General features: G+C 54.1%; 11 protein-coding genes. 9 read left to right on the plus strand and 2 right to left on the minus strand.

Annotated features, from left to right (window positions below):
* Nucleotides 1-7: 7 nt before the first annotated feature.
* Both AC6RNO_RS28345 and AC6RNO_RS28350 read right to left on the minus strand, forming a co-directional pair.
* A complete protein-coding gene (locus AC6RNO_RS28345; RefSeq protein WP_497107539.1) occupies nt 8-718 on the minus strand; it encodes an MOSC domain-containing protein in 711 nt (236 codons plus the stop codon).
* A gap of 25 nt (nt 719-743) precedes the next feature.
* Nucleotides 744-1,196: a GNAT family N-acetyltransferase gene (locus tag AC6RNO_RS28350; protein WP_474685735.1), complete on the minus strand. Its 453-nt coding sequence runs from the start codon at nt 1,194-1,196 to the stop codon at nt 744-746.
* A gap of 423 nt (nt 1,197-1,619) precedes the next feature.
* On the opposite strand from AC6RNO_RS28350, the gene AC6RNO_RS28355 reads away from it, so the two are divergent.
* From AC6RNO_RS28355 to AC6RNO_RS28395, 9 genes are all read left to right on the plus strand, one after another.
* Complete coding sequence (locus AC6RNO_RS28355; protein WP_497107540.1) at nt 1,620-3,470, plus strand: WG repeat-containing protein; 1,851 nt, start codon at nt 1,620-1,622, stop codon at nt 3,468-3,470.
* Between the two features lie 106 nt (nt 3,471-3,576).
* Complete coding sequence (locus AC6RNO_RS28360; RefSeq protein WP_497107541.1) at nt 3,577-5,019, plus strand: SWIM zinc finger family protein; 1,443 nt, start codon at nt 3,577-3,579, stop codon at nt 5,017-5,019.
* A 30-nt stretch (nt 5,020-5,049) separates the two neighbouring features.
* The gene (locus tag AC6RNO_RS28365) at nt 5,050-6,879 is read left to right on the plus strand and encodes a HEAT repeat domain-containing protein (RefSeq protein WP_497107542.1); all 1,830 of its coding nucleotides are present in this window, start codon (nt 5,050-5,052) and stop codon (nt 6,877-6,879) included.
* Nucleotides 6,855-7,946, plus strand: coding sequence for an AAA family ATPase (locus AC6RNO_RS28370; RefSeq protein ID WP_497107543.1), 1,092 nt, complete (start codon nt 6,855-6,857; stop codon nt 7,944-7,946). Before AC6RNO_RS28365 ends, AC6RNO_RS28370 begins: the two co-directional genes overlap by 25 nt.
* On the plus strand, nt 7,904-10,270 hold the full coding sequence (locus AC6RNO_RS28375) for a DUF5682 family protein (protein WP_497107544.1): 2,367 nt from the start codon (nt 7,904-7,906) through the stop codon (nt 10,268-10,270). Before AC6RNO_RS28370 ends, AC6RNO_RS28375 begins: the two co-directional genes overlap by 43 nt.
* A 3-nt stretch (nt 10,271-10,273) precedes the next feature.
* Nucleotides 10,274-11,479 carry a VWA domain-containing protein gene (locus tag AC6RNO_RS28380; protein WP_497107545.1) on the plus strand — a complete coding sequence of 402 codons (1,206 nt, stop codon included), beginning with the start codon at nt 10,274-10,276 and terminating at the stop codon, nt 11,477-11,479.
* A 184-nt stretch (nt 11,480-11,663) separates the two neighbouring features.
* Nucleotides 11,664-12,623 carry an ABC transporter permease subunit gene (locus AC6RNO_RS28385; protein WP_497107546.1) on the plus strand — a complete coding sequence of 320 codons (960 nt, stop codon included), beginning with the start codon at nt 11,664-11,666 and terminating at the stop codon, nt 12,621-12,623.
* Between the two features lie 18 nt (nt 12,624-12,641).
* A complete protein-coding gene (locus tag AC6RNO_RS28390) occupies nt 12,642-13,541 on the plus strand; it encodes an ABC transporter permease subunit (RefSeq protein ID WP_497107547.1) in 900 nt (299 codons plus the stop codon).
* A gap of 83 nt (nt 13,542-13,624) precedes the next feature.
* Entirely contained in the window at nt 13,625-15,415 is a 1,791-nt protein-coding gene (locus AC6RNO_RS28395; protein WP_474685717.1) for a type 2 periplasmic-binding domain-containing protein, read from the plus strand.
* The last annotated feature ends 44 nt before the right edge of the window (nt 15,416-15,459 follow it).

Consider the following 15,459-nt stretch of genomic DNA (forward strand, 5'->3'; position numbering starts at 1 on the left):
TTTGAATTTACAAAAACACCTTATCACCGACTCGAATTTGGCCTGTCCTGGTTACCGAAGCGTATACGCCGAACGTCAAATTCATCTCTTCGTTTACTTTTTTGAGCAGAGAAGGGTCGCGTTCCAGCGTGTCCGGGTCAATGGTAATCATGGAACAACGTTCGCAAAACTGATCGACCTGCAATTCCGCACCGCCCACCGACAATCTCCTGCCGATCCAGTCGCTTTCGGACAATGTATTGTCGCGGGCGGAGATGACCAAGTTTGCTCTAAACCGGCGATGATCGAGGCTCTTTCCCCAAATCGTTTCCAGCTTGCGCAATGTGGAGTCCGTAATGATCAGGACACTGGCCGAATCGACCGACATAAGCTCGGGGTTCTCCGGGTTCTGGGCCCTGTAGGCCGTCATGGACATTTTTGTTCTGGAATAGGTCTGTATTTCGTTCAGCAGCTCTTCATTCCAGCCGAAGGACTGCCCGTCAGGAGATGTAACACGTATTTCCTCATCGACGAGCTTTGCCTTGTAGGCGAGCATTTTGGGGATTTTTCTGGCGGTAATAAAGCTCTCCCATCCCTTCCGCGTCTCATCGTAAAAAGCGCAAAAACGGTCGCCGTATAATCCGTACGAATCGATGTTGCAAGCTTCCAAACGCTCTCCTGCAAATGATTTTACTGGGTACCGGTATATTTCCTGAATCTTCCCAATCTCTAAAGTCAACCCTGTGACCCTCCATTATCGAAATTTATATATCTTGCGACAGGCGTACCATATCTACAACTTGGATCCCGTTTTCAAATATTTGTTCATTGTAATGTCTGATAAAAAAATCTCTGTCGACTCCGGTTATTCGAAAGCCGCATTTTTGATAAAGAGCCAGCTGTCCCACGCCCGAATTGCCGGTGCCGATCTCAATCGTTTTATAACCGAGCGACTTTGCACGTTGAATGGCATGGTTCACCAGCTGTTTCCCAATGCCCTTGCCTTGATGGTTCTCATCAACCGCAATATTGACGATTTCCACTGTCTCAGGCCTTGTTGGCAGCAGGACATATACGCCTACGATGCCGCCGTCCATTTTGGCCACGAAACATTCGCCGCGTTGTATATATTCGCCAACTAGTTTTTGGGAAGGATCGGCTAATAAAAGCAGCTCCATTGGAGGCTGTTCATTGGGATGTAATTTTAAAATTTCCATCTCGGTTTCTCCTTGAATTGATATTGTATACCCGTGACAACTAAATGGCTCATCAACTTATTATAACAGGTATTTCATGCCTATACGTATTGGCGTACACATAATAAAATCGAAGCTGGTACTATAATTGGTGATGTTATCTTTACAAGCTGAGGTGGGGATATGGAACAAGCCATTGCAAAGTACGAAAAAAATGCCTTGGAAGAGAGGACGCTGAATATAAAATCAAATGCCGCAATGAGCAATGATGCTGGTTACTTTCTGGTTACTTTCTGCCATCGTTCCATGTTATGGTACAATGGCAGAGAGTATGGCGGTATTTTGCTGGGTCCTTGTCCGATAAAACAGACAAGGCGGCCCGGTTCCGGCGCTCCCGCCGATTCCGCCGATTCCCGCAACATAGCCAATGTCAGGAGGATTTGTTTGAAAACATTCGTGCAGCAGTGGTCCGTATGTTTTGCAATGGCAAGTTTGATTTTGTTATCCGGATGCTTGTCATCGGAAAAAGCGGTATCCGGCGAAACGCCCGCGCCCGTGCCGGCGATAGCGACGCCAAAAGCGGCAGAGGAGCTTTATCCTTATTATGTTTTGGACGATAAAAGAAGATGGGGGTATATGAATCAGGAGGGGAAACCGGTTATAGAGCCGGCTTTCGATACCGCGGAATTTTTTTCGAAGCAAGGCGTTGCAGTGGTAGGAATCCTTGGGAAAGAGTACGACTATAGGTACGGGATGATCGACCGGTCCGGCAATTGTTTGCTGAATCCGGTTTACACAAGTATCAAGGAGTTTGAAGGCGGCTTTGCGGCCGAGACCGAGTCGAAACAAATCGTACTTCTCGATGAACGCGGTCAAAAGGTCAAGGTATTGGAGGGCGACCTGTACTCCATAGCCGAGGGCAAAGCGGCCGTCAAGGTAGACGGGAAGTTCGGATATATCGACAAAACCGGGGCATTCCTGATACAGCCGCAGTACAAGTATGCGAACGCTTTTCAAGAGGGCAAGGCGCTTGTGCAAACACTGGACGGTAAATATTTGTTAATCAGCGAAAAAGGAGAGCAGTTGGGTGCGTATCAGGCCAAAAGCTTGCTCTCGTTTTCCAACGGGATGGCCCCGGTCAGAATGACGGATCATTCCAAATGGGGTTATTTCGATGAGAGCGGCAGTCTGGCTATTGCCGATACATTCGGGGATGCGGATGCTTTCCATGAAAATCGGGCCGTCGTCAAAGTGAACTACGGTGCGGAAACCGGGCTTATCGATGCGAAGGGCAAATACGTGCTGCCGCCCCAATACGGCGCCATCGAATACATCGGCAAAACGCTGTGGAAGGTCGCCCGGCAGGACTACCTCCATCCTGAAATCGAAGATAAGGCATTATACAAATTCGCCTTGTTCGACCAAGACGGCAAGCAGGTGACGGAATACAAGTTCGACGAGGTGTCCGAATTTCAGGACGGTTACAGCGGCGTAAGCGATGGGCTGGATTCCTATTTCATCGACGAAAAGGGGCAAAAGGTGCAGACGCTGCCGGTCATCCGCGGAATAGGGTCAATCAAGCTGAATCAAAGTCTGATTTATGCCGATGTGGACAACCGACTGCAATACGTAACCAAGGACGGCCAAGTCGTCTGGAAGGCCGAGTATCGTAAAGAGCTGGGCGGCGGCGCCGTTTTGAAGGAAGCCAAAGTAAGACCGCACCGCAATGACCTGTTTTACTATCCGGTTATCGAGGGGCTGCAGGATGCCGCCGTGCAAAAGCGGATCAATGATGAGTTTAAACCAAAATCTTCGGCGGATGCGACCATCGTCGATGAGATATGGACCAATACGGAAGGCGATTTCTCGGTCCAAATGTTCAAGAAGGATCTGCTTGTTGTAGATTCTAGCGGTGATTCTTACAACTACGGCGCTGCGCACGGTATGCCTTATCAGGAATATACTCACGTCAATATTCGCACAGGCGACGTCTACCGGCTTCCGGATTTGTTCCAGCCGGGCAAAGATTACCTTGGCCAAATCAGCAGCCTGATGCGGGTCCAGATGGAGCGCGATGCGGACGAGATGGGCATGTTCCCGGAAGCTGTGCGGGATTTCAAGGGCATCGCGGAGGATCAAAAGTTTTATATCGACAATGAATTGCTGAACATTTATTTCTACCCTTACGATATGGGTCCTTATTCGGCGGGCTTTATCACCTTCCGCATTCCGCTGGCGGACCTGGATGCGTACATCGATAAGCAGGGAGCGTTCTGGAAGTCTTTTCACGAGTAGGCTTCCTGCATTCTAGCGGTCACGTGAAATTCATATTCTTCATAAAGGAAATCCAGGAACTGTGTGGAAACTGTTTGTATAACCAAGTTATGAGAGGTATGCGATCATGAATGTAACGGAAGCGTATGTGGACAGTCTGGCGCTGAACAGCAGCGCGATTAAGAACGGCAAAGATTTGGTCAAGAAAAACAGTTTTCCGCTGCTTGGCCGGTCGGAGGACGGGACGCTCATTTTTGGAGAGTGCAAGGGCAGCGGGAAAGAGCCGTATCGCTGCTCGGTCGATTGGATCAAAGAAGGAAGCCCGGTGTTCCGCTGCACTTGTCCGAGCCGGCAGTTTCCTTGCAAGCATAATTTGGGTTTGATGTACGCTTATGCGGCTGGGAAACCATTCGAAACGGCTCCCATTCCTGCGGATATATTGGAAAAACGGGAGAAGGCCGAGAAGCGGGAGGAAAAGAAGAGCGCGGCTGCAAGCCCGGACAGTCCGGATAGCCCGGCTCCCAAGCGCAAGACAAATAAGTCGGCGCTGGCGAAAAAAATAGCCGCCCAGTTGGAAGGCATCGCCATCGCGGAGAAGCTGGTGCTGCAGTTGGTGCAGTCGGGACTGGGCAGCGTGGACCGGAAGGCGCTGCAAACTGTCGAGGATCAGGCGAAGCAGCTCGGCAACTACTACATCCCGGGCATTCAGACGGAGCTTCGCGGCCTGGCGTTTCAGTTCCGGTCCGAGGATGACAGGGAATCCGTGTACTCGAATGCGATGGAGCGCCTGACGGTTTTGCAGACGCTGATCAGGAAGGGTAGAGAGCATCTGCAGAACAGGCTGGAGAACCCTGATGCGCCCATGGATACGGAGACGACGTTGGAGGAAGGAATCGGCCATGCCTGGCAGCTTGCCGAACTTCGGGAACATGGGCGTGTCCGCAAGGACGCCGAGCTGCTCCAGCTGGCTTTTCGCTCTTATACCGATCAGGCGCGGGGCGAGTACGTCGATGAGGGGTTCTGGTGCGATCTGGAGACAGGCCAAATTCATACCACGCGGACGTACCGGCCTTTTCGCGCAGCGAAGTACATACGCGAGGACGATTCCTTTTTTCAGGTGGCGTGCGCCCAGGAGTTGTTTCAATACCCCGGGGAGCTGAATGCCAGAGTGCGCTGGGAGGAAGCGACGATTCGCGAAGCCGGAGCGGCGGATTATGCGGCGATTCGCGCCCATGCCCGGAAGTCATGGCCGGAAACGATCAAGCAGGTGAAAAACCAGATCAAAAATCCGCTTTCCGATAAGCATCCGGTCATGCTGCTGTATGCGGACCAAATCCAGCGGACCGCAGATACGTATGTCCTCATAGATGAACAGGGCAAGCGGCTCCCTCTTGCGGATATCGCCTATTTGGACCAGCCGGCCGTATCGCTGCTGCCTATGCTGAATAGCGAATGGACCAAGCGGCAGGCGGTTCTGGTTATGTTCGGGCATAACATGCGGAACAACCGGTTGGAGGCGCAGCCTCTTAGCATTATCACTCCGAACGAGGTCATTCGATTGCTGTACTGATGACAAGAACTGAAGCTGGGAGACGAATCCATGAGTATAGACATTTTATTCGAGCTGCAGCATGAGGTGCGGCGCTTGTTTATAGCGGGAAGCGGGATGGCGGCGGGGGATTTGCGCCTGCAAAAAATGCTTCCCTCCTTGCAAAAGCTCGGCGAATCCGCACCCGTGTTCAACAGGCTGGCGCAAGCCGTCGGCGGGGTGCTTGAAGCGGAGGCGGGCAGTTCGGCGGCCAGACTGCTTGAGCTGGGGACGCTGCTGAACTCCGTCCTGTACACGCAAGGCAAGACGGATACGGAGGGCGAGCTTGTCCCGGTCGAAGGCACGGATGCCAGGCTTTCCACCCGCGTTCCGTACAGGAAGCTGCAGCCTGTCATCGAAGCGCTGACGACGAAGGGGCAAGGCAGATGGGAACAGATCCGCCAGGCTTACGAGGAAGGGCTGTTCGAAGATTTTCGCCTCGTATCCGCTGCGGTAAGCGCTCTGGACGACAGTTACGCCGAGATTCCTGAGTATTTGCAGCGCAATGTGCTGCCGGCCTACGGGAAGGAAGCTCTTCCGGCGCTGCAGCGGCAGTTCAGGATCGATGGAGGCAAGGGCGACGCCCGCAGGCTTGAGATGATCCACGATCTGCTTCAACAAGCGAGCCTGGAGCTTCTCCTGCAGGCAGCCAAGGAAGGCTCGGCGGAAGTGCGCTCCGCCGCCATCGAGCTTCTCGGCGAGTATCTCGAGCAGGAAGAGTTTATATTGGAGCAAGCGGATGACAGGAAAAAGGAAATCCGCAGAGCGGCCTTGTTCGCGTTGTCCCGGCTTGGGACAGAGCAAGCGATCGCCCGCCTGTACCGGGCGCTCCATTCCAGGGACCGGGACATCGCGATCGAACCCGTGCAGCTGTGCAAAGCCAACGATCTGACGCTTTCGGTCATTGGCAGCGCGGAGAGCGCATTGGAACGAATAGTCCGGAAAACGGACGTGCAAAGCGCAGCGGACGAACTGCTCGCGGCTATTCACAGCTTGCGTGGAAAGAGAGTGCCGGAAGTTGTTGAATTATTGAAAAAGCTGCTGGCAGCCCCGGCGTTTATCGTACCGGAGACGGAAGCCGCCCAGGAGGCCGCAGCGGAGCTGCTGCTGCGGCTGGATTTGCCGGAAGCCGACCGCTTTGCGGTTACGCTGCATGAAGCGCATAACCGCAAGTTCATCGCCTACGGCTTCAAAGCGGCGGTGAAGATCCTGCCCGCAGAGGACGTCTATGAACGCTTTTGCCATGATCTCAAGGATAAGCGGCAGCCTGCGGCCAAGGAGCTGATTCGTTCTTTTCATGAAATCACGCCAACCTTGGAGCAGCAATTGCGGGGCAATCCCGCACGCGGAGCCGTCGGCAGTCAGATGCAGGGATGGGATCCGAGATGGGTGCGGTTGTTCGTGAAGCTGGATGAGGAAGAGCTGGTTTGCAGGCTTGCCACGGATGCAGATGACAAAGTCGCGGATTATTTGATCAAAAAATGCCAACAGACCCCGAACTTCAACCGGTCGCGAACAGTGAATATGCTGCTGGCGCTTTTCCGAATCGGATACCGGGACGCTGCGGAAATGTTGATGAGCGTTCTCGAAGGCGGAGGCGCCAAGCAGTTCTATTATTTGGACCGCACGCAGCTCGCGCTGCTTGCCTCGCTGCCCCGAAACTACGCGGAGAGATTGCGGGCATTCGCGGAAAGCCTTTCCTATGAAGGAATGAAACAGCAGCTGCTGGACATCGCGGAAGCGGCAGCCGCCAAGCCGGAGGAATCGGAACAAGCGGGGCCATCGGAACAAGAGGAGAAAGGAATGGGAATATGGGGATGGATCAAAAACAAAATGTCGTAAGATTGCCTTCCGAAAAGCTGTACGCGGAGGAGCTTGAAGCGTTGAAAAAATTCGACCAGGATGCCAAGCCCGCCGGCTGGCAGCTTTCTCCGAAAGCGGTGCTTACTTTTTTGACCGGCGGAAATGTCAAAGGCGTGGCGATTACGCCGAAATATATCGGCAACAGGCGACTGGTGGAGATGGCGATCGCCACTTTGCTGACCGACCGGGCGCTGCTGCTCATCGGGGAGCCCGGAACGGCGAAATCGTGGCTTTCCGAAAATCTCACGGCCGCGATCCATGGAGAATCTTCCAAGGTTATTCAGGGCACGGCGGGGACGAGCGAGGAGCAAATCCGCTACTCCTGGAACTACGCGATGCTGCTCGCTCAAGGACCGTCGGATCAGGCGCTGATCAAAAGCCCGATTTTCCGCGCTATGGAGACCGGCGGCATTGCCCGGTTCGAAGAAATTTCGCGCTGCGCCTCGGAGGTGCAGGATGCGTTAATCTCGATCTTGTCGGAGAAGACGATCTCGATTCCCGAGCTGGGCAGGGAAATGTCGGCAGCGCGCGGCTTTTCCGTTATCGCTACGGCCAATACGCGCGACCGCGGTGTGAACGAGATGTCGGCGGCGCTCAAACGGCGTTTCAACATCATCGTTCTACCGTCGCCTTCGGATATCGATACGGAGGTGGAGATCGTTCGCAAGCGCGTCGGTGAAATTTCCGCGAGCTACGAGCTCCGGGCCGCACTGCCGGACGAGGAAGCCGTGCGCAAGGTGGTTACGGTTTTCCGCGAGCTGCGGAGCGGGATGACTTTGGACGGCAAGGAGAAGGTGAAAGGGCCGAGCGGGGTTATTTCGACGGCGGAAGCCATTTCGCTGTTAACCGGCAGCATGGCGCTTGCGGCCAGCTTCGGCAGCGGGCAGATCAGCGAGGAGGATATTGCCGCCGGGCTGCAAGGGGCTATTGTGAAGGATGAAGAGAAGGACCGCCTCGTCTGGAAGGAATATTTGGAAAATGTAATGAAAAAGCGGGGATCGACATGGAGAAATCTGTACTACGCGTGCTCGGAGATGAACAATTAAGCCGCGGGCAGGGGTTCCACGTATTCGGGATACGGCATTTATCACCTGCGGGCGCTTATCATTTGCTCGCTTTTCTGGACGAAGTGAAGCCGACGGCCGTCCTCGTTGAAGGGCCCGCCGATGCGAGCGGGTACATCGGTCAGTTGACGGCGCGGGGCGTCGTGCCGCCGGTGGCCATTTTGGCTTATACGGACCAACTGCCCGTTCGGACGCTGCTGTATCCTTTTGCCGATTATTCGCCGGAATATCAGGCTTTTCAGTGGGCGGTGCGAAACAAGGCGCACGCGGCTTTCATCGATCTGCCGTCGGAGACTTCACTGGCGCTTTATGAGCAAAGAAAAAGGCGTTCGGCAGGGGACGATGCAGCGGCGGATGAGAGCGGCGGTGATTTCAGCTTTGCCCGGTACCAGAACGGGCTCTACCGGCAGCTTGCCGAACTGGAGGATGAACCGGATTACGAGTCGTTCTGGGAGCGGCATTTTGAGCATAACGCGAACAAGGATGCGTACCGCAAAGCGGTGTACCAATTTTCGGCGCAGATGCGCGGCTTGACCGAACGGGAGGAATGGCGGTCCGCACCGGCCGATGCCGCCTACAACGAGATTCGCGAAGCTTATATGAGGCGCAAAATAAAGGATGCCATCGAGTCCGGGCACAAGCCCGAGAACATTGTCGTCATTACGGGCGCTCATCACGCTTCGGCGATGGATTTCCGCTTCCCGTGCATGAGCGATGAAGAGATGGCAAGCCTGCCCAAAGCTTCAACCAAGCTGACCTTGATGCCTTACTCGTACTATAAGTTGTCCACACACTCCGGTTATGGAGCCGGGAATCAGGCCCCCGCTTATTTTGAGCTGTTTTGGCAGTGCTTGCGGCAGGGGGATTTGAACAGGCTGCCCTCCTTGTACTTTTCCCAGGTAGCGGCGCACCTTCGGGAGCACGGAACTTTCCGGTCGACGGCTTCGCTGATCGAAGGCGTGCGGCTGGCCGAGGCGCTTGCCGCTCTGCATGACGGCAGTTTGCCGACCTGGAAAGACTTGCGCGATGCGGCGACCGTCACGCTTGGCTACGGAGAGTTCTCCGCCATCGCGGAGGCTCTGGCCAGGACGGACGTCGGCACGGCAATCGGAAGCTTGCCGGAAGGAGTCAGCCAAACGCCGGTTCAGGATGATTTGAACCGGGAACTGAAGCGGCTCAAGCTGGAGAAGTACAAATCGGCGGTAGCAGCGGCGCTGGAGCTGGATTTGCGCGAAAACCGCAGAGTGCAGTCCGGGGAGGCGGCGTATCTCGATTTACACCGCTCGGTTCTGCTGCACCGCCTGGAGCTGCTGGGCATCAGCTTTGCCCGGAAACAGAAGGTCAACCAGGACTCGGCGTCCTGGGCCGAGCACTGGGTACTGCATTGGACGCCGGAAGCGGAAATTCAAGCGGTGGAATCCACGTTGAAAGGTGAAACGATCGAGCTTGCGGCCGCGTTCGTGCTGAAGGAGCGCCTCGAAGGCTGCGGCGATATCGCGGAGGCTTCCCGCATGATCCGTCTGGCCTGCGATTGCGGTTTGACGGAGCTGATGGAGCAGGCCAAAGCCGCGCTGCAGCGGCTCGCCGTGGATGCCGGAAGCTTCGAGCAGATCGCTTCCGCGGCCTACGAGCTGTCCGTATTGATCCGCTACGGATCGGTGCGGCGCATTGAGACGGAGACGCTGGTTCCGCTGCTTCAGCAGTTGTTTTTGCGGGGAACGCTGCTGTTGGTCGATGCTGCGGCATGCAACGATGACGCGGCCCATGGCATGGTCAAAGCGATTCAGGCGCTGCACGGCATTTCCCAAGACCATTATGAAGCGGTCGACGATGAGCTTTGGCTGAAAAAGCTGCTGGAGCTTTCCTCACGGGACGACCGCAATGCGAAGCTGTCGGGGTTCGCTTTTGCCATCCTGCTGGAGCGGAACGTGATTTCCGATGAAAAGTGTGCGGAGGAAGTTTCGCGCAGGCTGTCGCCCGGCATCCCGGTCGATCTGGGAGCGGGCTGGTTCGAGGGGCTGTCGATGCGCAACCGGTATGCGCTGTTGTCCCGGGTCTCGCTGTGGCAGCAGCTCGACACCTACATCGCATCGCTGGAGAAGGAGCCTTTCCAGCGTTCCCTCGTGTTTCTCCGCCGGGCTTTCGGCGCGTTTGAGCCGAGGGAGAAAGCGGCCGTCGCCGAAATGATGGGCGACATTTGGGGCGTCAGCCCGGACGAGACGGGCGCTGTGCTGCAGCGTCCGCTGAGCGAGGAAGAAAAGGAGACGCTGGATGAGCTCAACGATTTCGATTTTGGAGACTTGTAGCCTATGAAAAAAGCAGACGAAGAACAATTGAAACGGTGGCGGCTGATTCTGGGCGCCGCTTCCGAAGAGAAGCTGCAGTCGTACGGCGGCTGCAGGCTTGACGACGAGGCGGCGATGATGGATGAGGCGCTTGCCGCCATTTACGACGATACGGCGGGATCTTTCGCCGCTGACGCTGCCGGAAGCGGAGGATCGCGAGCGGCGGGATTGGGGCCGTCATCGCCCAGGCTGGCGAAATGGCTGGGCGATATCCGCACCTTTTTCCCCTCGGACATCGTCTCGATCATCCAATCCGACGCGATTGAACGCAAAGGGCTGAAGCAGCTGCTGTTCGAGCCGGAGCTGCTGTCCCAGGTCAAGCCGGACATTCAAATGGTCGCTACGCTTATGGCGCTCAAAGGGAAAATCCCCGAGAAGACGAAGGAAACGGCCAGGCAATTGGTCAAGGCGGTCGTGGACGAGATCGTCAAACGGCTGTCCCAGGATTTGCGGCGGGCGGTGACAGGGGCGCTGAACCGCAGACAGCATAGCCCGCTGCCTTCGGTTACGGGGCTTGACTGGAATACGACGATCCGCAAAAATCTGAAGCACTACGACAGAGAGCGCAATCTGCTGCTGCCGGAAAAAGTGTATTTCTACGACCGTGCCCGCAGAAGCAAGGAATGGACGGTCATTCTGGATATCGACCAAAGCGGCTCGATGGCGGGCTCGGTCATTTACGCCTCTATTATAGGCTCGATCTTTGCGAGCATGCCGGCTTTGGATACGCGGGTGGTCGCTTTTGACACCGAGGTTGTCGATTTGAGCGAGCAATGCGCGGAGGACCCCGTCGACATGCTGTTCGGCATTCAGCTCGGCGGAGGAACGGATATCAACAAATCGATCGCGTATTGCGAACAATTTGTGGCTGAGCCGAAGAAAACGCTGTTCATTCTCGTATCCGATCTGTATGAAGGCGGCAATCGCAGCGAAATGCTGGCGCGCCTCGCAGATATGCACCAGGCCGGTGTGAAGGTCATTTGTTTGCTTGCATTATCCGATCAAGGCGTACCTTCTTATGACGATGCGGTAGCGAAGAAGCTGTCCCAATTCGGCATTCCTTGCTTCGGCTGTTCCCCCGACAGGCTTCCGGAACTGATCGAAGGCGCTTTGAAAGGGCACGATTTGAACACTTTGGCGGACAGGGTCAAGGCACAGACGTCAGTCTAACACCAGGGTACTTCCAAGCGGCACCGCCGCATGCGGAAGTATCCTTTTTTTACCTAAGACGGAAGAACATAAAAAATGAACACAAATGATCTTAAAAATTGACATTACGCAAGCTCCGAAAACAAATTATGATTATAGCACAAACTTGATTTTGTAATCGCTTTATTTGGAAGGAGAAGCTGGAATGGCAGTAAGCTCAAAAACGCTCGTCAAAAAAGAGAGCTACAGGACGGGGCTGGGCGTGAGGTTCCCGAACAAGTACAAATTATTTTTCATGGCGCTACCTTTTCTTGTGTTGACTTTTCTGTTTAGCTATTTGCCTTTGACCGGCTGGATTTATGCGTTCTATGATTATTTCCCCGGCATACCTTTGTCGAAGACGCCGTTTGTGGGGTTGAAATGGTTCCAATCCATCGTGTCCAATCCTACGCAGGCGGGAGAAGTGATGCGCGTCATGAAAAATACGATGGCGATGAGCACGCTCGGCATGGCGGTTTCATTTTTGCCGGCTGTGTTTGCGATTATGCTGTCGGAAGTGAAGTCGTCCGGATACCGGAAGCTCGTTCAGACGCTCACGACGATCCCCAATTTTATCAGCTGGATTCTCGTCTATTCCCTGGCGTTCGCGCTGTTGTCGGTCGATAACGGGCTGGTCAATCATCTCCTGATCGAGCTCGGCATTACGGATAAAGGCATTAATTTCCTCGCCTCCAACGAGAACGTTTGGTTTCCTATGATTCTCTGGTATTTGTGGAAAAGTCTCGGCTGGGGGGCGATCCTGTATTTGGCGGCGATCATGGGCATCGACCAGGAGCTTTACGAAGCCGCGGAAGTGGATGGCGCCAGCCGCTTTCAGAAGATTTGGAACATTACGGTACCGGGCATATTGCCGACCTTTTTTGTGCTCCTGCTGCTTTCCATCGGCAATTTTATCAATAATGGCATCGAGCAGTACTTCGCTTTCCAGAATCCGATCAATAAAAATTCGATTGAAGTGCTGGATTTATACGTGTACAACATCGCGTTCAGCAACAATTTCCCTTTTGCAACCGCTGTCAGTATGTTGAAATCGATCATCAGCGTCATTTTGCTGTTCTTGGCAAACGGGTTATCCAAACTGTTCCGCGACGAATCTATTATTTAGTTGACGAGGGATGAGCATATGGCAATCAAAAGAAAGACGGCGGGGCACATTCCGTTCCATGTGATCAATTATGCGCTGCTGGGCATTTTTACGCTGCTTTGCGTGTTTCCGTTTTATTACTTGTTTATCAATACGATCAGCGGCAATGATTTGAGCGCTATGGGCTACATTACATTTTATCCGCAGCAGATTCATTTCGACAATTATGTTCAGGTTTTGAAAATCAAGGGATTAGGACGCGCTGCGCTTGTTTCCGTCGCCAGAACGGTGATTGGAACTATTTTGACTGTAGGGGCTTCGGCATTTTTGGGCTACCTGTTTACGAAGAAGGAAATGTGGGGGAGGCGGGTTTCCTACCGTTTGGTCGTGATCACCATGTATTTCAACGCAGGCCTCATCCCGTGGTTTATTACGATGAATAATTTGCACTTGACCAACAACTTTCTCGGATACGTGCTGCCGACGATCATTTCACCGTTTAACATCATTTTGGTAAAAACGTTCATCGAGTCGCTCCCGCCTTCGCTGGAGGAGTCCGCGTCGATCGACGGGGCGGGCTATCTGCGATTGTTCCGCAGCATCGTGTTCCCATTGATTACGCCGATTATCGCGACGATCACGATTTTTTCCGCGGTGGCGCAGTGGAATGCGTTTGTCGACACGGCTTTTCTCGTTACCGATTCGAAGCTGTATACGCTGCAATTCATCCTGTACCGCTACTTGAACGAATCGGCCTCGCTGGTCGCGCTGCTCAAGAGCACCCAGGATTTGTCCAGCATCAACTTGCAAAATATGCAGACGACGACATCGGTCAGAACGACCGTTACGATGATTGTGGTTTTGCCGATTTTGTTCGTGTACCCGTATTTCCAGCGGTTTTTCGTGAAAGGTATTTTGATCGGCGCCGTTAAAGGTTAATGGCGATAAAACCTGGGGCAGGGTTCTCCTCCGTGGAAAACCGGAGTTTATTTAGATGATTAACGATCATAGGGAGGAAAGAAATGAAGATCAAGTCATTGAAAAAGGCAGCGCTGTTCACACTTGCGAACGTATGCGTCTTCAGCATGGCTGCCTGCAGTTCGGATACGGCGAGTCTAGCGCCGTCCAGCTCGGCAAGCTCCGGCGCCTCGTCCGGTTCGTCGGCTCAAAAGGAGTTGTACAAGATCGACGTTTTCTCGGAGACGGCGAATTTCGCAGGGCAGCAGACCGGATGGTTTGCCAAGGTGGTGAAGGACAAATTCAATATCGAGCTTAACATTATCGCCTCGAACCTGGACGGCGGAAGCAACAAATTTGCCACGCTGATGGCGTCCGGCAATTTGGGAGACCTGATCATTTTCGGCGATGACAAGGGGGACTTCCCCAATGCGATTAAAGCGGGTCTGGTGTATGACTGGACTAAAGACGGTTTGCTGGACAAATACGGCAAAGATATCGTGGCCGGCTATCCGAAGGCGATTGAGAAGAACAAGGTTTCCTTCGGCGGCGGCAAAGCCGTTTACGGCATCGGGAACCAGGCGGCCGTGAAGCAGGCCGGACCGTCCGAAGGCAAGGAACTGACATGGGGGCCCGATCTGCGCTGGGATTTGTATCAAAAAATCGGCGCGCCTCCGATCAATTCGCCGCAGGATTATCTCCCCGTGCTGAAAAAAATGCAGGAGCTTGAACCGAAAAACGAAAAGGGCAAGCCGACGTACGGCTTCTCTTTGTGGGCGGATTGGGACACCAACTACAAAATGACGCTGGCCAAGCAGTTTGCGGCGATGAACGGCTATGACGAGATCGTGAATACGAATATTTTGATCGCTGCCGACGAAGACAAATACTATGACATGCTCTCTGAAGACAGCTGGTATATGAAATCGCTTAAATTGTATTTTGACGCCAATCAGATGGGGCTGGTCGATCCTGACTCGCTGTCGCAAAAATTCGACGATGTCGCAGGCAAGTACAAGGACGGCCGCGTTTTGTTCTCCTGGTTCCCTTGGTTAGGCGCCGCCAACTACAACACGCAAGAGCGGATCGATCAAGGCAAAGGCTTCGCGCTGGTGCCTTTCAAGGGCGAGAAGGTTTACTCCTACGGCTTCAATCAGTACGGGAATAGCTGGGTGATGTCGATCGGGGCCAAAGCCAAATACCCTGAGCGCATCATGGAGTTCATCAACTGGATGTACACGCCGGAGGGCGCGATGCTGTCTGCGGGCGGCGGCACATCTGTGCCTAACGGACCGAAAGGGCTTACTTGGGATGTCAAAGACGGCAAGCCTTTTGTCACCGATTTCGGCTGGAAAGCTTACCAGGACCCCTCGACGCAAGTTCCCGCCGAATATGGCGGCGGCACGTTCAAAGACGGCATGAATCAGATCAACTTCGCTGCGGTGGCTCCGACATTGATCAATCCGGAGTTCAACGAGCCTTACGACCACGGTCTGTGGTCGACTACGCTGAGCAGGAATCCGAGCAAGCTGGACAGCGACTGGAGAGCCAAGATGGGTGCGCTCACGGCGAAGGAATATTTGCTTAAAAACAATATGATCGCCGTTGCGCCGCAAGGCTTTACCGGCAAACCGCCGCTTGTCATGGACAAAACGCTGGAGCAAAAAAATACGCAAATCGGCACCGTCATCCAGCAGTATTCCTGGAAGATGGTATTCGCCAAGGATGAGGCGGAGTACAGCAGGCTGAAGCAGGAAATGATCAGCAAGGTCAAGGGCCTCGGTTACGACGAAGTGACGGCGTTCTCGATCAAGAAGGCGCAGGAACTGTTTGAGGCGAGGAAGACGGCAAAATAGCTTGCAATGACTGGCAGATGGGATCGACAAGACTCATCTGCCAG

This window comes from Paenibacillus sp. sgz302190, from assembly GCF_059820445.1.

Excerpts from the sequence above, each read along its gene's own strand:
- AC6RNO_RS28365 (WP_497107542.1), top strand. The coding sequence starts at position 5,050 with ATGAGTATAGACATTTTATTCGAGCTGCAGCATGAGGTGCGGCGCTTG.
- AC6RNO_RS28380 (WP_497107545.1), top strand. The coding sequence starts at position 10,274 with ATGAAAAAAGCAGACGAAGAACAATTGAAACGGTGGCGGCTGATTCTG.
- AC6RNO_RS28360 (WP_497107541.1), top strand. The coding sequence starts at position 3,577 with ATGAATGTAACGGAAGCGTATGTGGACAGTCTGGCGCTGAACAGCAGC.
- AC6RNO_RS28375 (WP_497107544.1), top strand. The coding sequence starts at position 7,904 with ATGGAGAAATCTGTACTACGCGTGCTCGGAGATGAACAATTAAGCCGC.
- AC6RNO_RS28390 (WP_497107547.1), top strand. The coding sequence starts at position 12,642 with ATGGCAATCAAAAGAAAGACGGCGGGGCACATTCCGTTCCATGTGATC.
- AC6RNO_RS28350 (WP_474685735.1), bottom strand. The coding sequence starts at position 1,196 with ATGGAAATTTTAAAATTACATCCCAATGAACAGCCTCCAATGGAGCTG.
- AC6RNO_RS28395 (WP_474685717.1), top strand. The coding sequence starts at position 13,625 with ATGAAGATCAAGTCATTGAAAAAGGCAGCGCTGTTCACACTTGCGAAC.
- AC6RNO_RS28370 (WP_497107543.1), top strand. The coding sequence starts at position 6,855 with ATGGATCAAAAACAAAATGTCGTAAGATTGCCTTCCGAAAAGCTGTAC.
- AC6RNO_RS28385 (WP_497107546.1), top strand. The coding sequence starts at position 11,664 with ATGGCAGTAAGCTCAAAAACGCTCGTCAAAAAAGAGAGCTACAGGACG.